Below are 17,337 nucleotides of genomic sequence, written 5' to 3'. Positions count from 1 at the left end.
GCTCAGGGGGGAGACCTGTACAACGCCTGCAGCGTCGTCCGAATCAGCTCTGCCATCGCCTGCTGTGTGAGTGTGGCCGGCCGTTGCGAGCTGACAGCCATGAACAGCTTGCTGCGCAGGCGGGTGCTGCCGCCTTCCTCCTCGCCGTCCCCATCGCTGCCCGCGCCGTGGATGGGCCGGGTACTGAACACTTCCGATTTGCCCGACGTGGTGACCGCATTCATGGGCAGCACCGCGCAGCCCGCGCCATCGGCCACCAGGTCCAGGATGGCGGCCACGCCGTCGATCTCCAGGCTGATCTGCGGGCGCTTGCCGCGTGCGGCCAGTTCGGATTCCACCAGCATGCGGATGGAGTTGGGGCGCGTGGGGATGACCAGCGGAAAGCGCGGCAGCTCGTCCAGCGGCAGGGGCGTGCGGGCCAGGGCATCGGCCTCCGCCTCGCTCTGGCCGGGGGCGCGGCGCTGCACCAGAAACAGGTCTTCCTCCAGCAGCGCCGTGGTCTCGATGCCCGGCGCGGGCGTGGTGTTGTAAAGCAGTGCGATGTCGAGCAGCCCGGTGGTCAGCGATTCGCGCATGGCCACCGACAGGCCCTCGCTGATGGCCAGCGCCGCGTCCGGCATCTTCACGCGGAAGGCGCGGGTCAGCGGCACCGTCAGCACCTTGGCAATGCTGGGCGGCAGGCCGATGGCCACGCGCCCGGCCAGGGCGCCGCGCACGCGGCCCAGTTCCTCGCGCGCGCGCTCCACCTGGTGCAGGATGCCGCGCCCGTGCTCCAGGAGCAGCTTGCCCGCCTCGGTGGGCGTGGCGCCCCGGCCGTTGCGCACCAGCAGGTTCTGGCGCAGCTCCACCTCCAGCAGGCGCACCTGGCGGCTCAGTGCGGGCTGGGCAATGTCCAGCACCACCGAGGCGCGGGTAAAGCTGCCCAGCTCGGCCACCCGCACAAAGTATTCGATCTGCTTCAGGTCCATGGGCAAGGCTCTCTGCTATAGCTGTAGGTCAACGATCACGGAATGATATATCTGGTAGTGCCGGTGCCGCCTTCATGTTTGGGCCGCCGCTGCCCACAATCGGCGGCATGTATACAACTGCACGCACCGCCTGGGCCACCCGCAGCCCGGCAGGAGACAACGCATGACGGCGCCTGTGATCCGAGGCATTTCTTCCATGGCCACGCGCCAGGTGCTGGCCGACCTGGTGGCCGGTTTTGCGCAGCAGTCGGGCACGCAGGCCGCCATCGAATCGGTGGGCGGTGTCGACGCTGCCAAACGCGTGGCGGCTGGTGAGGCCTTTGACGTGGTGATCCTCGCCTCCGACGCCATCGACAAGCTTTTGGCTGCGGGCCACCTGCTGCCCGGCAGCAAGGTGGACTGGGTGCACTCCGGCGTGGCCGTGGCCGTGCCTGCCGGCGCGCCGCTGCCCGATCTGCCCAGCGAAGACGCGGTGCGCCAGGCCGTGTTGGCAGCGCCCAGCATCAGCCTGTCCACGGGCCCCAGCGGCGTGGCACTGGCCAAGCTGTTCGAGCGCTGGGGCATTGCCGATCAGATCGCCCCGCGCATGGTGCAGGCGCCCCCCGGCGTGCCCGTGGGCTCGCTGGTGGCCAAGGGTGAGGTGGCGTTGGGCTTTCAGCAACTGAGCGAGCTGCTGCATGTGCAGGGCATCCAGATCGTGGGCCCGCTACCACCGGCCATCCAGATCACCACCACGTTTTCCGCGGGCGTTGGCGTGCATTCGCAACAGGCGGATGCAGCACGTGCGTTGCTGGCTTACCTGGCTTCTCCCGCTGCGGCGGACGCCAAGCAAAAGCAGGGCATGACCCCCGCCTGACCGATCACAAGAACACCTTCCAGGAGCACCCAAAAATGAGCCTCATCATCGACTGCCACGGCCACTACACCACGGCCCCCAAGGCGCTGGAGAACTGGCGCAATGCGCAGATCGCCGGCATCAAAGACCCAGCCGCCATGCCCAAAGTGGCAGACCTGCACATCAGCGACGACGAGCTGCGCGAGTCCATCGAGACCAACCAGCTCAAGCTGATGAAAGAGCGCGGCAGCGACATCACGCTGTTCAGCCCGCGCGCCAGCTTCATGGCGCACCACATCGGCGACTTCAATGTGTCCAGCACCTGGGCCGCCATCTGCAACGAGCTGTGCTATCGGGTCTCCACGCTGTTCCCCGACCACTTTGTGCCCGTGGCCATGCTGCCGCAAAGCCCCGGTGTCGATCCTGCGACCTGCATTCCCGAGCTGGAAAAGTGCGTGCACGAATACGGCGCCGTGGGCATCAACCTGAACCCTGACCCTTCCGGCGGCCACTGGACCAGCCCCCCGTTGACCGACAAGCACTGGTACCCCATCTACGAAAAGATGGTGGAGTACGACCTGCCCGCGATGATCCACGTGAGCACCAGCTGCAACGCGTGCTTTCACACCACGGGCGCGCACTACCTGAACGCCGACACCACGGCCTTCATGCAGCTCATCCAGGGCGACCTGTTCAAGGACTTCCCCACGCTCAAGTTTTTGATTCCGCACGGCGGCGGCGCGGTGCCCTACCACTGGGGCCGCTTCCGTGGGCTGGCGCAAGAGATGAAGAAGCCGCTGCTCGACGAGCACCTGATGAACAACGTGTACTTCGACACCTGCGTGTACCACCAGCCCGGCATCGACCTGCTCAACACCGTGATCCCGGTGAAGAACGTGCTGTTTGCCAGCGAGATGATCGGCGCGGTGCGGGGCATTGACCCCACCACCGGCAACTACTACGACGACACCAAGCGCTATATCGAGGCGTCCACGATCCTGAGCGCGGAAGACAAGCACCAGATCTACGAAGCCAACACGCGCCGCGTGTTCTCCCGACTCGATTCACGCCTGAAGGCAAAGGGGCTCTGACATGTTTGAACTTGGCGTTGTCTATCGCAACATCACCCGCGCTGACCGCGCAGCCGCTGACGGCCTGGCTGCACTCGGCTCGGCCACCGTGCACGAGGCCATGGGCCGCGTGGGCCTGCTCAAGCCCTATATGCGTCCCATCTACAGCGGCCAGCAGGTCAGCGGCACGGCCGTCACCGTGCTGCTGCAGCCCGGTGACAACTGGATGATGCATGTGGCGGCCGAGCAGATCCAGCCCGGCGACATCGTGGTGGCGGCCGTCACCTCGGAGTGCACCGACGGCTACTTTGGCGACCTGCTGGCCACCAGTTTCCAGGCGCGTGGCGCGCGCGCCCTCATCATCGACGCCGGTGTGCGCGACGTGAAGACGCTGCAGGAGATGAACTTCCCCGTGTGGAGCCGCGCCATCAGCAGCAAGGGCACCATCAAGGCCACGCTGGGCTCGGTCAACATCCCCGTGGTGTGTGCCGGTGCGCTGGTCACGCCGGGCGACGTGATCGTGGCCGACGACGACGGTGTGGTGTGCGTGCCCGCCGCCCGCGCGGCCGAGACCCTGGCCGCCGCGCAAAAGCGCGAGAGCTTTGAGGGTGAGAAGCGCGCCAAGCTCGCCAGCGGCGTGCTGGGCCTGGACATGTACAACATGCGCCCCGGCCTGGAGAAGGCGGGCCTCAAGTACATCGATTGAGCGGTTTTTCAGTCTTTTGGGCTGCAAGCGCTAGTCAATCATGCGCTTGCAGCTATGTAATTAATAGCAAGCAGCTTCTTTTTTCCATGCGTTGTTCCGTGTCTCCTGTTTCTCTTTCCCGCCGTGTGGGCCTGGCCGTGGGCCTGGCCACAGCCCTGGGCTGTGTGCCCCAGTTCGCGTCGGCGCAGGCGTTTCCGTCCAAGCCCGTGCGCATCATCACGCCCTTCCCCGTGGGTGGTGGGCCGGACGGCGTGGCCCGCCTGGTGGCCGACAAGTTGTCCAAAAGCTGGGGCCAGCCCGTGGTCGTCGAGAACCGCCCCGGTGGCAACGGCTTCATCGCCATCGACGCGTTCAAGCGCGGCGCCAAGGACGGGCATGACCTGATCGTGCTCGACAACGTGCACCTGGCCGCCTACCCCAGCCTGTTCAAGAAGCTGCCGTACGACACGGCCAAGGACTTCGACACACTGCTGCCGCTGTTCAAGACCTACTTCTTCTTCACCGTGGCCGCCAACAGCAAGTACAAGGCCGTGAGCGACATCGTGGCCGACGCCAAGGCCAACCCCGGCAAGCTCAACTACGGCTCCTGGTCCATCGGCAACCCGGTGCACCTGGGCTCCGAGCTGTTTGAAAGCGCCACCGGCACGCAGATGGAGCACGTGCTCTACAAAGAGACCACGCAGCTTTACACCTCGGTCTCCACCGGCGAGCTGTCGTTTGCGCTGGGCAGCGCTGCCACCGCAGGGCCACTGCAGCGCGCGGGCAAGCTGCGCTTTCTGGCCGTCACCGCGCCGCAGCGCCTGGCCAGCTTTCCGGATGTGCCCACCGTGGGCGAATCGGGTGGCCCCAAGGGCTTTGAGGTGACGGGCTGGAACGCCATCGCCGTGCCGCCCGGCCTGCCCGCTGCCGTGACCGACAAGATCCGCAAGGACATCGAGCAGGCCCTGTCCGGCGCCGATGTGCAGGAGAAGTTCAAGAGCTTTGGCTACGAGCCCTTCCCCACAACGCGCGCGCAGTTCGCCCAGTTCGTCAAGGACGAGAGCCAGCGTTTTGGCGACGTGATCAAGAAGGCCAACGTGTCCCTCGACTGACCTGCCCCACCCAGCAACCAAGGACCCACGCCCATGAGCGAATTCACCAAGACCCCCGGCTGGCTGGACTGGTACGCCGGCCCCAGCAAACCCCGCTTCCAGGTGCCCGCAGGCGCTGTGGACGCGCACTGCCACGTGTTCGGCCCCGGGGCCGAGTTCCCCTACGCGCCCGAGCGCAAGTACACGCCCTGCGACGCCAGCAAACACCAGCTGTACGCGCTGCGCGACCACCTGGGCTTTGCGCGCAACGTGGTGGTGCAGGCCACCTGCCACGGTGCGGACAACCGTGCGATGGTCGATGCGCTGGTGCACTCTGGCGGCAAGGCGCGGGGCGTGGCCACCGTCAAGCGCTCGGTCACCGACCAAGAGCTGCAGGCCATGCACGACGCTGGCGTGCGCGGCGTGCGCTTCAACTTCGTCAAGCGCCTGGTGGACTTCACGCCCAAGGACGAGCTGATGGAGATTGCTGCGCGCATCGCCAAGCTCGGCTGGCACGTGGTGATCTACTTCGAGGCCGTGGACCTTCCCGAGCTGTGGGACTTCTTCACTGCACTGCCCACCACCGTGGTGGTGGACCACATGGGCCGCCCCGATGTGAACAAGCCAGTGGACGGACCGGAGTTTGAGCTGTTCCTGAAGTTCATGCGCCAGCACCCCAATGTGTGGAGCAAGGTGAGCTGCCCCGAGCGCCTCTCCGTGACTGGCCCCAAGGCCCTGAACGGCGAGCAAAATGCCTACACCGACGTGATCCCGTTCGCCCGCAAGGTGGTCGCAGAGTTCCCCGACCGCGTGCTCTGGGGCACCGACTGGCCGCACCCCAATCTCAAGGACCACATGCCCGACGACGGCCTGCTGGTGGACTTCATTCCGCACATCGCCCCCACGGCCGAGCTGCAGCAAAAGCTGCTGGTGGATAACCCCATGCGCCTCTACTGGCCTGAAGAAGTGACAAAGAAAGGCTGATGCCATGCCACTCGACAAACCCTACCTGGACGTGCCCGGCACGACCATCTTCGACGCCGAGCAAAGCCGCAAGGGCTACTGGCTCAACCAGTTCTGCATGAGCCTGATGAAGGCCGGCAACCGCGAGCGTTTCAAGGCCAACGAACGCGCCTACCTCGATGAATGGGCGATGACCGAAGAGCAGAAGCAGGCCGTGCTGGCACGCGACCTGAACTGGTGCATCCGCCTGGGCGGCAACATCTACTTTCTAGCCAAGATCGGCGCCACCGATGGCAAGAGCTTCCAGCAGATGGCGGGCAGCATGACCGGCATGACCGAAGAGGAATACCGCAACATGATGATCAGCGGCGGCCGCTCGGCCAATGGCAACCGCGTGATCGGCGAAGACGGCGACGCACAGGCACACCGCCAGCCACAAGGCGCTGCCGGCAAGAAAGGAAACTGACCATGGCCAAGATCACCGCCTCCGTGTTCACGTCGCACGTGCCTGCCATTGGCGCTGCGCTGGACCTGGGCAAGACGCAGGAAGACTACTGGAAGCCGCTGTTCGCGGGCTACGACTTCTCCAAGCAATGGATGAAGGACAACAAGCCCGACGTGATCTTCCTAGTCTACAACGACCATGCCACGGCCTTCAGCCTGGAGATGATCCCTACGTTCGCCATCGGCACGGCCACGCAGTTTCAGCCCGCCGACGAGGGCTGGGGCCCCCGCCCTGTGCCTGTGGTGCAGGGCCACCCGGACCTGGCCGCGCACATTGCGCAGTCGGTCATCCAGCAGGACTTTGACCTCACCATCGTCAACAAGATGGATGTAGACCACGGCCTCACCGTGCCGCTGTCGCTGATGTGCGGCGAGCAAGACCCCAAGACGGGAGCCTGGCCCTGCCCGGTGATCCCGTTCGCCGTCAACGTGGTGCAGTACCCCGTGCCCAGCGGCCGCCGCTGCTACAACCTGGGCCAGGCCATCCGCAAGGCGGTGGAGAGCTACGACGAAGACCTGAACGTGCACATCTGGGGCACGGGCGGCATGAGCCACCAGCTGCAGGGCCCGCGTGCCGGCCTCATCAACAAGGAGTTCGACAACGCCTTCCTCGACAAGCTCATCAACGACCCCGAGGCCGCCGCCAGCATCCCGCACATCGACTATGTACGCGAAGCCGGCAGCGAAGGCATTGAACTCGTGATGTGGCTCATCGCACGTGGCGCGATGGCCGACGTGGCCGGAGGCAAGCCACCGAAGCTGGCGCACCGCTTCTACCATGTGCCCGCGTCCAACACCGCCGTGGGCCACCTGATTCTTGAGAACACCTAAAAAACACGCCAAAGGACACACACCATGACCATCAAAGTCGCACTCGCCGGCGCTGGCGCCTTCGGCATCAAGCACCTGGACGGCATCAAGAACATTGACGGCGTCGAAGTCGTCTCCCTCATCAGCCGCGACCTGGCCAAGACCCAGGAAGTGGCCGACAAGTACGGCATCAAGCATGTCACCACCGACCTGGCCGACAGCCTGGCGATCAAGGAAGTGGACGCCGTGATCCTGTGCACGCCCACGCAGATGCACGCCAGCCAGACCCTCGCCTGCCTGGAAGCGGGCAAGCATGTACAGGTCGAGATCCCGCTGTGCGACGTGCTGGCCGATGGCGAGAAGGTCATCGCCCTGCAAAAGCAGACCGGCCTGGTGGCCATGTGTGGCCACACCCGCCGCTTCAACCCCAGCCACCAGTACGTGCACAAGAAGATCACGGCAGGCGAGTTCAACATCCAGCAGATGGATGTGCAGACCTACTTCTTCCGCCGCACCAACATGAACGCGCTGGGCCAGGCCCGCAGCTGGACGGACCACCTGCTGTGGCACCACGCTGCCCACACGGTGGACCTGTTCGCCTACCAGGCCGGCAGCCCCATCGTGAAGGCCAACGCCATCCAGGGCCCTATCCACCCCACGCTGGGCATTGCGATGGACATGAGCATCCAGCTCAAGGCCGCCAACGGTGCCATCTGCACGCTGTCGCTCTCGTTCAACAACGACGGCCCGCTCGGCACCTTCTTCCGCTACATCGGCGACTCGGCCACGTACATCGCGCGCTACGACGACCTGGTGAATGGCAAGGAAGAGAAGATCGACGTGAGCAAGGTCGATGTGAGCATGAACGGCATCGAGCTGCAGGACCGCGAGTTCTTCGCCGCCATCCGCGAAGGCCGCGAGCCCAACGCCAGCGTGGCACAGGTGCTGCCGTGCTACCAGGTGCTGCACGACCTGGAGCTGCAGCTCAACGCAGGCTGATTGCAAGCCCAATTGGCTGCTGGCGCTTTTATATCAAGCGCCAGCAGCTATGCATTTGATAGTTAGGGGTGCCTGGCATCACTCCTTCAATGCCGCCTTGTGCTCGATGATGCGCGAGACCAGACCATAGTCCACGGCCTCTTCGGCCGACAGCCAGCGGTCGCGCTCGATGTCTGCCAGCACCACCTCCAGCGGCTTGCCGGTCTGCCGAGCGATGGTGGCTGCAATCCGCTCACGCGCTTTCACCATCTCGCGCGCCTGGATGGCGATGTCACTGGCCGGGCCGCCGGCGCCACCGCTGGGCTGGTGGATCAGAAAGCGCGTGTTGGGCAGGCAGAACCGCCGCTCGCGGGGTGCCGCCAGGTACAGGTGCGTGGCCGCGCTGCCCACCCAGCCGGTGCCAATCATGTTCACCGGCGCAGAAATGAAGCGCACCAGGTCATGGATCGTGTCGCCCGACTCCAGGTGCCCGCCGGGCGAGCTCACCAGCATGTCGATGGGCTCGGCACTCTCGGCATCCAGCGCAATCAGCCGCCGCGCCACATCGGCGGCCAGGGTGTCGGTGATGGTGCCAAAGACCAGCAGGGTGCGGGCCTTGAAGGCTTTTTCTTCCAGGTAAGACGTGCGCGGTTCGGCGCCTTGGGTAGGGGCTGAAGCGGGTGTGGTGGTATCTGGCGTGTCCATGGGGCAAGTCCTTGTGAGTGATAGGACTGCCTTGACGAACGAGAGACGCCGGGCGTGACATTTCTCTGCGCTTGCATATTCAGGCCAGCGCTGCATGGCGGACCCACTGGCCCGCACTGCGCCCCTCGGACTGTTCAGCCTGCGGTCACGCGTTGCCCCGGCGCGATGGTGGGGGGCGCCGCATTCAGCGTCTCGATCGCAAAGCCCGCCGCCGCCTTGTAGCGGGCCATGAAGCCCTCGCGCTCCTCACGCGGCAGCACGTCGTCGATGTGGTCGAACACCCCGCCGCAGCGCTCGTCCACCAGCCCCAGCAGACCAAACGGGCCGGAGCCCCGGTTGCGCAGCACCAGCGCAGAGATGTCCTTGCACAGCTTGTCGTCATAGGCACGCAGCGCCTGCGGGCCCACACCGTGCGTGATGAGCTGCGCCCCCAGCACGCGCGCATCCACGATGGCCTGGCTGGCACCGTTGGAGCCCACGGGGTACATCACATGCGCCGCGTCGCCCAGCAGCGCCACGCGGCCGTCTACCCAGGTGGGCACGGGGTCGCGGTCGATCATGGGGTACTCAAAAATGTCCTTGGCGCCGCGCAGCATGGCAGGCACGTCCAGCCAGCTGTAGTTCCAGCCCTCGAAATGATGGATGAACTCCTCCAGTGCCACGCGCCGGTTCCAGTCGCCCTGCTGCCAGCCGCCCTGGTTGTCGACCGTGATCTCGGCGATCCAGTTGATGGTGGCCAGGCCTGTGGCCGGGTCGGGCGGGGTGATGGGGTAGAACACCACACGGTGCCGCAGCGAGCCCACGCCCACAAACGACGCGCCCGTGCGCACCGGCACCCCCGGCGTGGTGCCGCGCCACATGATGGCACCGCCCCACTGGATGGGCGGCTGCGTGGGGTGCATCTGCGCCCGCACGGCCGAGTGCAGGCCATCGGCGGCAATCAGCAGCGAGCCGGCTACTTCACGCTTCTCTCCGTCGCGTGTCTCGACAATGGCGGTGACGCCGTTCGCATCCTGCCGGTAGCCCACCACCCGCTGCCCCAGCTGCACGGCGTCGGTTCCCAGGCGCTCTCGCACGGCGTTGAACAGCATCATCTGCAGCTGCCCCCGGTGCACCGAATACTGGGGCCAGTGGTAGCCCGCCTCCAGCCCGCGTGGCTCGGCGTACACCTCGTTGCCGTTGCGACCCACCAGCGCCCATTCGCGCGCCTGCAGGCCAATCGTGTCCAGCACCTCGTTGCCAAACCCCAGGTCGTGCAGTTCTCGCACGGCGTTGGGCTGCAGGTTGATGCCCACGCCCAGTGGCTGCAGCTCGGGCACCGTTTCAAAGACGATGCAGGGCACGCCGATCTGGTGCAGGGTCAGGGCAGTGGCCATGCCACCGATACCGCCGCCAGCGATCAGCACGGGGCGGGGCGAGGAGGGGTGTGAAGTAGGAGTAGGTGCGCCAGACATGCCGAGATTGTCCATGCAACGGAGGGTGGAGCTTGTCGCGGACGCCGCAGGCGAATCGGGGGAATAGCGGGTGGCTTTTTGCTGCGGGTTGTGCCCGTTCAGCCAGCCTTGTCAGGCGCAGGTACCTATGTTGCTCCCAGACCAAAGGGTTAGGCTGCATTGCAACTGCTGGGGGCATTGGAGTGAGTACTACCGGCCAGGCGCTGTTGTTTGGCGACTCAGCATGGATTGTTAGAGTTCAGTAATGGCCACTTCTAGCTTCATTGCCTATCGCTCAATCTACGCTGTCTCGCAGGACGGGGGATCGAGAATGGTTTGTCTGTCCATCGGCGCTCCGTATCAGATCTCGCAAGACGAATGGGCATGCGCTGTTGGCCTCAGTGGACTGCACGAGAATCTGCACGACATACATGCGGCAGATTCCTGGCAGGCGCTTCAGTTGGCAGCGCAATTCATCCGGAAACTACTTGGATACTTTGTCGAAGAGGGTGGCAAGTTGTATTGGCCCAGCCCTGACGAGGAAATTGCACTGCAAGAGTTGTTTCCATAGACAACTGGCCCAAGGAATGGTCCGTAGTAACCCAGAGGCCGCTATGGGCCCTGAGCAGCCGCCTGCTTCAAAGAACCGCAATACATTCAATCGGGCGCAAAATGCCGCTCCACGTAAGGTCTCCTGCCGCAGGATCGGACGTACAGGCGGCGTTTCCAAGCCCCTCAGCGTCGCCTGGTGATGGCTTCTCTCTGTTCATCGCTCATCTTCTCAAGCTTGTCGTGCAAGTCACGCCACGAGCCCTTGTGGCGAGAGCCGAAGATGAGCAAGCTGGCGAGTGACCAAAACAGCCCGAACGCAATCACTAACCCCGCCCATGTCAGTAAGGCCTCCAGGGGTTTGTAGTCACCGCCCCGCATCACCAGCGTCCCGGTACGCCATGCCCATAGCAACAGACCCAGGGGCGCCAGGGCAAAAACAACTCCAACGGCGAGCCCCACACGAGGTAACGCCTTGCCCAGACCGACCACTACCCAGCAAACTGCCACCATCGTGACCAGTGCGGCCAAGTGTCCAGGGAGGACCACCCAGCTCAAACACGCCACTAGCACCTGCACCATCGCCGTTCCCACAACCGAGCTCTGGTTGCCGCCGCGTTGTGTGGCGCTGGCCGACTCTGGCGTCGAGTCACCATGCTCCAGCCTGTTGTGCAAAACCTCCCGTGCGATGGCCATCGTTGGTGCCGCAAGTTGACCTTTGGCGATTCGGCCTTCCAGCTCCTCGATGGGCATGTCGTGGTACAGCGCAGCCAGTGAGGCCCGCTTCTTTTCGCTAAGAACGTTCGTCATCGTGGCAGTCAACGGGTAGAAGGGGCGTTGTTTGCCCCGGCGACAACTGGAGCGGTGGAGGTAGTAACGGCTATGGTTCCGGCACGGAGAGCGCACCCGACGGACCCGCGGCGAGGTGCACTATAGCCTGCGCTATGCCTGAATAAAGTGTTGATCCCCCTCATGGCGTGGCCTCCATGGAACCGATGCCAATCGTTTGCAGACCGAAGAGTTCGCTTGGGACGATGCGGCTTTGCCCGAGCTCTGCATCCCGTGGCGAGGTCGAGGCGTGCTCGTTCTGCATTGGGTCTCCATCTTCTGCCCTGGTGCGCGTCCAGTCAGCCTGTGGCACCATGCTCCGATGCTAAAAGACGAACACACCGTGGCGCTCGTAGGCGCCAGCCGCAGTGCCTTGGTGCGCGCCGCCACGCGCCTTCTAGGCCCGGCCGATGCTGAAGACGCGGTGCAGGACGCCTATGTGCGCGCGCTGGAGGCCAATGTCCCTGCGCTCAATGCTGCCCAGGCCTGGCTGCTGACAGTGGTGCGCAATCTGGCCATCGACCATTTGCGGCGGCGCCAGTGGATGGCGCAATGGCTGGCTGAAGCCGTGCAGAGCGCGCACGCCGATGTCGCTGGCGCGGTCGCTCCCTCTGCGGAAGCCGATGCTGCTCTTGCGCAGCAGGCCACGCTGGCGCTGCGGCGACTGGCAGAGTGTGTGACGCCCGCGGAGGGCGCTGCGGTGCTGTTGCATGCGGTGTTCGACGCCAGCCATGCCGAGCTGGCGCAGGCCAGCGGTCGGTCTGAAGCAGCCAGCCGCCAGCAACTGCGCCGCGCCTTGCAGCGGCTGCGGCAGGCGCAGGAGGGCGACGAATCCAGCGATGAGCCCAAGGGCGCCACCGCAGCAGCGCTGCGCCTGTATCTGCAGTCGCTGCAATCGCGAGACCCACAGACACTGTGGGCGCTGCTGCGCCAGCCGCCCGTCAGCGCGGGGGCGGTGCATGCCGCAGCCCAGGCGATGCAGCTTGTGCCACCGCGTGCCCAGCACGCAAGCGCCACGGTGGGTGGGGTGGTGCAGGTAGGCGGGCAGTTGGGGCTGGTGCTCACGCTTGATGGTGTGACGCTGTGCGTGGTGCCGCTGGGACCACACGCCGAGCAAGTGCATGACGCCGTGGTGGCCTGACCCGCGCACCTGCAGCTGCAACTGGTAGGAAGAAGGCAAGACGGAAGGACGTTTGCAGCACCATGATCCAGCAGCCCGCGCCCACCTTCTTTGCCACCCCGCAGGCGTTCCGCGATTGGCTGGAGCGCCACGCCGCCAGCGCGACGGAGCTGCTGGTGGGTTTTCACAAGGTGGGCTCGGGCCGCCCCAGCATGGGCTGGCCGGAGTCGGTGGACGAAGCGCTGTGCTTTGGGTGGATCGATGGCATTCGGCGGCGTATTGACGAGCACACGTATTCGATCCGCTTCACGCCGCGCAAGCCGTCGTCGATCTGGAGTGCGGTCAACATCGCCAAGGTGGAGCAGCTGCAGGCGGCAGGCCGCATGATGCCTGCGGGGCTGGCCGCCTTCGCGCACCGCAAGGCAGACAAGTCGGCCATCTACTCGCACGAGCAGGCGGGGGTGGCCGAGTTGCCGGTGGCGCTGCAACGCACGTTCCAGCGCAACAAGGCCGCGTGGCGGTACTTTCAGGAGTCCACACCGCCCAGCTACCGCAAGGTGATGCTGCACTGGGTCACATCCGCCAAACGTGACGCGACCCGGGAGGCGCGGTTTGCGCAGCTGGTGGCCGCCTGTGCTGCGGGCGAGCGCATTGAGCTGTGGGCGAAGCGGCCACCCGTTGCAAAGGCTTAGCCCAGCCTCCAAGCCCGAGCCACCCGGTGGGTTGCCGCGCTTGCCGTAAGCTCGCGGCATGCAACAAAGAAACCTTGGACCTTTCTCCGTCTCGGCCATCGGCCTGGGCTGCATGAACCTGTCGCACGCCTATGGCGCCCCGGTGTCTGCCGAGCAGGGCGAACGCGTGCTGCTGGCCGCGCTGGATGCGGGCGTGACGCTGTTTGACACCGCCACGCTGTACGGCTTTGGCGCCAACGAAACCCTGGTGGGCCGTGTGCTGAAGCAGCACCGCAGCCGTTTCACCCTGGCCAGCAAATGCGGCATGCAGGGCGTGGATGTGAATGGCGACGGCAAGCTGGTGCGCGTGATCGACGGCCGCCCCACCACGCTGCGCCACACCTGCGAAGACAGCCTGCGCCGCCTGCAGACCGACGTGATCGACCTGTACTACCTGCACCGCTGGGACAAGACGGTGCCCATTGAAGACAGCATGGGCGCACTGGCCGACCTGGTGCGCGCGGGCAAGATCCGCAGCATCGGCCTGTCGGAGGTGTCGGCCGCCACGCTGCGCAAGGCGCACGCGGTGCACCCCATTGCTGCGGTGCAGACCGAGTATTCGCTCTGGACGCGCAACCCCGAGATTGCTGTGCTGGACGCCTGCCGAGAACTGGGCGCCTCCTTTGTGGCGTTCAGCCCCGTGGCCCGTGGCTTTCTGTGTGGCGATCTGCGCGATGTGAGCACGCTGGATGCCAAGGATATCCGCCGCGCCATGCCCCGTTTTGCGCCCGACGCCTATGCCGCCAATCTGAAGCTGCTCGATGGCTACCAAGCCATTGCGCACGATGTGGGTTGCACCCCCGCCCAGCTGGCGCTCGCGTGGCTGCTGCACAAGGCGGAGCACATCATTCCCATCCCAGGCACCACCAGTGTGGAGCATTTGCAGGACGACCTGGGTGCTGCCAACGTGCGGCTGGACGCCGCCACCATGGCGCGGCTGGATGCGCTGATCAACGAGCGCACGGTCGCGGGCCACCGCTACAACGCACAAGCCGCGAGCGAAGTCGATACCGAAACGTTTGAAGACCGCGCAGCGTAGGCGGCGCGGTCTTTGTGGGCTTCAGTGCAGGTTCACTGCAGTTTCGATACGGCTTGACGGTGGGGCTTTTTGTGGAGCCTCAACGGCCTCGCAAATTGCCCTTGTCATCGGCAATCACGATCTCCACACGGCGGTTCATGGCGCGGCCTTCGGGCGACGCGTTGTCAGCCACCGGGTGGGCCTTGCCGTAGCCGCGTGCGGCGATGCGGCTGCTGTCCACGCCGCGCTGCACCAACGCATCGCGCACGGCCTGCGCGCGGCGGTCTGACAGGTCCTGGTTGTAGCTGTCGCCACCCACGCTGTCGGTGTAGCCCTCGATCAACAGCTTGCGGTCCGGGAACTGTTTGAGAAAGTTCGCCAGCTTGTCCAGGCGCGGGCCGGCCTGGGCCGAGAGCTCGGCCTTGTTGAAGGCAAACAGCACATCGCCCAGGGTCACCAGTAAGCCGCGTTCGGTCTGCTGGGCTTCGAGTTCGCGCAATTGCGCTTCGAGTGCGCGCACGCGGTCTTGTGCCGTATTGGCCTGGGCCATGGCAGCGGTGGCTTGCGCCTGCTGTTGTGCGGCGCGTTGCTCGGCGCTCATCGCCTGCTGCTGGGCTTGCTGGGCGCGCAGGCGGGCCGCGTCAGCCTCTTGGGTGCGGGCCTGCAGACGGATGCGGTCGGCTTCGCTGCCTGCCTGTTTGATGTTGGCATCGAGCTGGCGTGCGCGGGCTGCGTTGGTGGCGATCTCAGCGCGTTGGCGGGCGATGTACGCCAGGTGGTTGGTCTCGGATGTATCGTGGTCGTCGGCCCACACGCGGTCGGCCTGGGCGAGCGCATCGGTGGCCTGCTTCAGTTCGAGCTGCGCGTACTGGTTCACAGTGGGGTCTCCGGCTGCGGTGCCCACTGCGGTGCGGGCCTCTTCCAGTGCCGGCGATGGCGTGGTGCTTGCGCACGCGGCCAGCAGGCCAACGGCAATCAGGCTGGTGCACAGGGCGGTGTTGCGATGAAAAAAGCGGTGCATGGTCAGGTGTTCCTTGAAATGGGGTGGGGCAATCGCGGGGGCCTCAACGGTGTGGTGCCTGAGGCGAAGCCAGGGGGCGCGGTGGCCCCATGGTTGGCGCTGGCTCAGCGGGGCGATCGGCGGTTGATTTCTTCTTGCAGTGCGCGGATACCGTCTTGCACTTGGGCGAGGTTGGCGGCATTGCTGGCCGCGTCTGCGCGGGTTTCAGCGACACGGGCATCTACCTCGGCCTCAGCGGCCAGGCGGCGTGCTGCCACATAGTCCTTTTCTGCCATCGCTTTTTCGGCCTGCATCAGCTTCTCGCGTGCTTGCTGCAGCTGCACGGGGGCGCTGGCGGCCACAGCTGGAGCAGCCGCCACGCGGTTGACGGTGGTGCGGGTGACCGCCATCTGTTCGGTGGGCGCCGGGGTGGAAGAACAGGCGGCCAGTGCGCCCAGTGCGAGTGCCGCGGTGGCGGTACGGATCAATGCGGATGAATGCATGGTGTGGTGGACTCCTCTGGAGGTGGTTGGGTAGGCCGTGCCGACGTATCGGGCGGGCCACCAGGGGGTTCTGGTGTTGATGCATTGTTGGGGCCCGCCCGGCAAGCAGGCGTAGGCCCTGCCTCTGTATTGCTGTGGGGCATGTCTTACGAACACTTGCAAACAAGGTGCCCACCATTTGCGTGAAAGAGAGTGGCTTGTTGCGTTCGGGAACTCTCATCTCCCCCAGGTCTCGATCAATGACAGCACGCGCACGCAGCGTGTTGTTGCGGGTGCCCTTCACCCGTACGCCACCTCCCATGGCCGTGGCCTCTGCGCGGGCGCTGCGCACGCCTGCTCCATCACCGCAACACAACGAAGAGGAGAGTTACTGCATGCCGCCATCCACCTTTTTTGCCTGGGTCCAGGAGACCACCTTTGCGGGCGTGCCGCTATGGAGCCTGTGTGTGGCCCTGGCGGCGGCTTTGGCCACCTACGCAGCCATCCTCGTGGTGCTGCACCTGCTGACCCGGCGCACCAAGGTGTGGGCCACGCAGTCGCACAGTGGCATGGCGCTGACCCTGGTGGACGTGCTGGAAGGCACGAGCCGCACGCTGATGCTGGTGGTGGCACTGCTGGTGGGCGCAAGCCTGCTCGACCTGCCGGGCCGCTGGGAGAGCCGCCTGAGCCAGCTATGGTTTGTGGCCGTGGCGCTGCAGATGGGCCTGTGGGGCATGCGCGCGATTGGCATTGGCGTACGCCGCTATGTGGAGCGGCACTCGTCCAGCGGCATGACGCAGGTCAGCGCCTCGGCCACGCTGATGTCGTGGGGGCTGCGCACGCTGCTGTGGAGCGTGGTGCTGCTGGCCATCTTGTCCAACGTGGGTGTGAACATCACGGCCTTCATCGCCAGCCTGGGGGTGGGCGGTATTGCCGTGGCGTTGGCGGTACAGAACATTTTGGGCGACCTGTTCGCATCGCTGGCGATTGCGGTGGACAAGCCTTTCGAGGTGGGCGACTTCATCGTGGTGGGCAATGTGTCGGGCACCGTGCAGGTGATTGGTCTCAAGACCACCCGCATCCGCAGTCTGCAGGGCGAGCAGATCGTGATGTCCAACACCGACCTGCTCAAACAGACCATCAGCAACTTCCGCATGCTGGAGCGGCGGCGCATCGTGTTCACCTTTGGCGTAGCCTATGGCACCACCCCCGAGCAGGCCGAGGCCATTCCAGGCGTTGTGCGCAAGCTTATCGAGGCGCACCCGGAGCTGCGCTTTGACCGTGCACATTTCAAGGCGCTGGGCACCAACTCGCTGGACTATGAGGTGGTCTATATCGTCGAAGACCCGGCCTACAACCTCTACATGGACCTGCAGCAGTCCATCAACCTGGGGCTGCTGCGCGAGTTCAAAGCCATGGGGGTGGAATTTGCGTTTCCTACCCGCACGGTGCACATTGCCAGCGCGCCGCCGCAGGCACCTGCCGCGGCCATGCTCTGAGGCGGGGCAAGCCACCACAAACGCGCAGACGAAAAAAAAGCCGGCAGCCTTTGCAGGCGGCCGGCTTG

20 protein-coding genes are annotated in these 17,337 nt (G+C 65.3%); 13 read left to right on the top strand and 7 right to left on the bottom strand.

All coding sequences use genetic code 11. The features are described 5' to 3' along the window. Window positions 1–2 precede the first annotated feature (2 nt). Window positions 3–968 (bottom strand): LysR substrate-binding domain-containing protein, encoded by a 966-nt coding sequence (locus IB236_RS04325; protein ID WP_056067984.1) that lies wholly within the window; start codon window positions 966–968, stop codon window positions 3–5. A 163-nt stretch (window positions 969–1,131) separates the two neighbouring features. Between IB236_RS04325 and IB236_RS04320 the strand changes: the two genes are divergently transcribed. From IB236_RS04320 to IB236_RS04285, 8 genes are all read left to right on the top strand, one after another. Next, entirely contained in the window at window positions 1,132–1,824 is a 693-nt protein-coding gene (locus IB236_RS04320) for a substrate-binding domain-containing protein (RefSeq protein WP_192419073.1), read from the top strand. Between the two features lie 35 nt (window positions 1,825–1,859). Further along, on the top strand, window positions 1,860–2,894 hold the full coding sequence (locus IB236_RS04315) for an amidohydrolase family protein (protein ID WP_192419071.1): 1,035 nt from the start codon (window positions 1,860–1,862) through the stop codon (window positions 2,892–2,894). Between the two features lies 1 nt (window position 2,895). Next, on the top strand, window positions 2,896–3,579 hold the full coding sequence (gene ligK, locus IB236_RS04310) for a 4-carboxy-4-hydroxy-2-oxoadipate aldolase/oxaloacetate decarboxylase (RefSeq protein WP_056067987.1): 684 nt from the start codon (window positions 2,896–2,898) through the stop codon (window positions 3,577–3,579). Between the two features lie 86 nt (window positions 3,580–3,665). Then, entirely contained in the window at window positions 3,666–4,670 is a 1,005-nt protein-coding gene (locus IB236_RS04305; protein WP_192419069.1) for a tripartite tricarboxylate transporter substrate binding protein, read from the top strand. A 33-nt stretch (window positions 4,671–4,703) separates the two neighbouring features. Then, complete coding sequence (locus IB236_RS04300; RefSeq protein WP_108498511.1) at window positions 4,704–5,633, top strand: amidohydrolase family protein; 930 nt, start codon at window positions 4,704–4,706, stop codon at window positions 5,631–5,633. Window positions 5,634–5,637: 4 nt separating this feature from the next. Beyond that, window positions 5,638–6,078 carry a protocatechuate 4,5-dioxygenase subunit alpha gene (gene ligA, locus IB236_RS04295; protein WP_056067994.1) on the top strand — a complete coding sequence of 147 codons (441 nt, stop codon included), beginning with the start codon at window positions 5,638–5,640 and terminating at the stop codon, window positions 6,076–6,078. Window positions 6,079–6,080: 2 nt separating this feature from the next. Then, window positions 6,081–6,947: a class III extradiol dioxygenase subunit beta gene (locus IB236_RS04290; protein WP_192419067.1), complete on the top strand. Its 867-nt coding sequence runs from the start codon at window positions 6,081–6,083 to the stop codon at window positions 6,945–6,947. 24 nt (window positions 6,948–6,971) lie between these two features. Continuing rightward, complete coding sequence (locus IB236_RS04285) at window positions 6,972–7,925, top strand: Gfo/Idh/MocA family oxidoreductase (RefSeq protein WP_108498508.1); 954 nt, start codon at window positions 6,972–6,974, stop codon at window positions 7,923–7,925. 78 nt (window positions 7,926–8,003) lie between these two features. Here the strand turns inward: IB236_RS04285 and IB236_RS04280 are convergent, their stop codons facing one another. Together IB236_RS04280 and IB236_RS04275 are read right to left on the bottom strand one after the other, a co-directional pair. Further along, window positions 8,004–8,609: an ATP-dependent Clp protease proteolytic subunit gene (locus IB236_RS04280; RefSeq protein ID WP_192419066.1), complete on the bottom strand. Its 606-nt coding sequence runs from the start codon at window positions 8,607–8,609 to the stop codon at window positions 8,004–8,006. 134 nt (window positions 8,610–8,743) lie between these two features. Continuing rightward, window positions 8,744–10,063: a flavin-dependent oxidoreductase gene (locus IB236_RS04275; protein ID WP_192419064.1), complete on the bottom strand. Its 1,320-nt coding sequence runs from the start codon at window positions 10,061–10,063 to the stop codon at window positions 8,744–8,746. A 244-nt stretch (window positions 10,064–10,307) separates the two neighbouring features. Between IB236_RS04275 and IB236_RS24275 the strand changes: the two genes are divergently transcribed. Further along, a complete protein-coding gene (locus IB236_RS24275; RefSeq protein ID WP_225580971.1) occupies window positions 10,308–10,613 on the top strand; it encodes a hypothetical protein in 306 nt (101 codons plus the stop codon). Between the two features lie 164 nt (window positions 10,614–10,777). Here IB236_RS24275 and IB236_RS04270 read toward each other — a convergent pair whose 3' ends face one another. Then, entirely contained in the window at window positions 10,778–11,401 is a 624-nt protein-coding gene (locus IB236_RS04270) for a hypothetical protein (RefSeq protein WP_192419062.1), read from the bottom strand. A 160-nt stretch (window positions 11,402–11,561) separates the two neighbouring features. After that, window positions 11,562–11,684 carry a hypothetical protein gene (locus IB236_RS24455; RefSeq protein WP_255505327.1) on the bottom strand — a complete coding sequence of 41 codons (123 nt, stop codon included), beginning with the start codon at window positions 11,682–11,684 and terminating at the stop codon, window positions 11,562–11,564. Between the two features lie 78 nt (window positions 11,685–11,762). On the opposite strand from IB236_RS24455, the gene IB236_RS04265 reads away from it, so the two are divergent. From IB236_RS04265 to IB236_RS04255, 3 genes are all read left to right on the top strand, one after another. After that, window positions 11,763–12,560, top strand: a complete 798-nt coding sequence (locus IB236_RS04265; protein ID WP_370539881.1) for an RNA polymerase sigma factor — start codon at window positions 11,763–11,765, stop codon at window positions 12,558–12,560. A gap of 62 nt (window positions 12,561–12,622) precedes the next feature. Next, a complete protein-coding gene (locus tag IB236_RS04260) occupies window positions 12,623–13,231 on the top strand; it encodes a YdeI family protein (protein WP_056743009.1) in 609 nt (202 codons plus the stop codon). 58 nt (window positions 13,232–13,289) lie between these two features. Then, window positions 13,290–14,309: an aldo/keto reductase gene (locus IB236_RS04255; protein WP_192419058.1), complete on the top strand. Its 1,020-nt coding sequence runs from the start codon at window positions 13,290–13,292 to the stop codon at window positions 14,307–14,309. A 79-nt stretch (window positions 14,310–14,388) separates the two neighbouring features. Here the strand turns inward: IB236_RS04255 and IB236_RS04250 are convergent, their stop codons facing one another. Then, window positions 14,389–15,309, bottom strand: coding sequence for an OmpA family protein (locus tag IB236_RS04250; protein WP_056743012.1), 921 nt, complete (start codon window positions 15,307–15,309; stop codon window positions 14,389–14,391). A 104-nt stretch (window positions 15,310–15,413) separates the two neighbouring features. Next, on the bottom strand, window positions 15,414–15,791 hold the full coding sequence (locus IB236_RS04245) for a DUF4398 domain-containing protein (protein ID WP_056743014.1): 378 nt from the start codon (window positions 15,789–15,791) through the stop codon (window positions 15,414–15,416). Between the two features lie 374 nt (window positions 15,792–16,165). Here IB236_RS04245 and IB236_RS04240 point away from each other — a divergent pair, with 374 nt between their 5' ends. Continuing rightward, the gene (locus IB236_RS04240) at window positions 16,166–17,269 is read left to right on the top strand and encodes a mechanosensitive ion channel family protein (RefSeq protein WP_192419756.1); all 1,104 of its coding nucleotides are present in this window, start codon (window positions 16,166–16,168) and stop codon (window positions 17,267–17,269) included. Window positions 17,270–17,337 lie beyond the last annotated feature (68 nt).

The organism is Acidovorax sp. ACV02, assembly GCF_014851475.1.
Classification (GTDB): Bacteria; Pseudomonadota; Gammaproteobacteria; order Burkholderiales; family Burkholderiaceae_C; genus Acidovorax; species Acidovorax delafieldii.
This window is presented reverse-complemented; position numbering and strand designations above follow the sequence as displayed.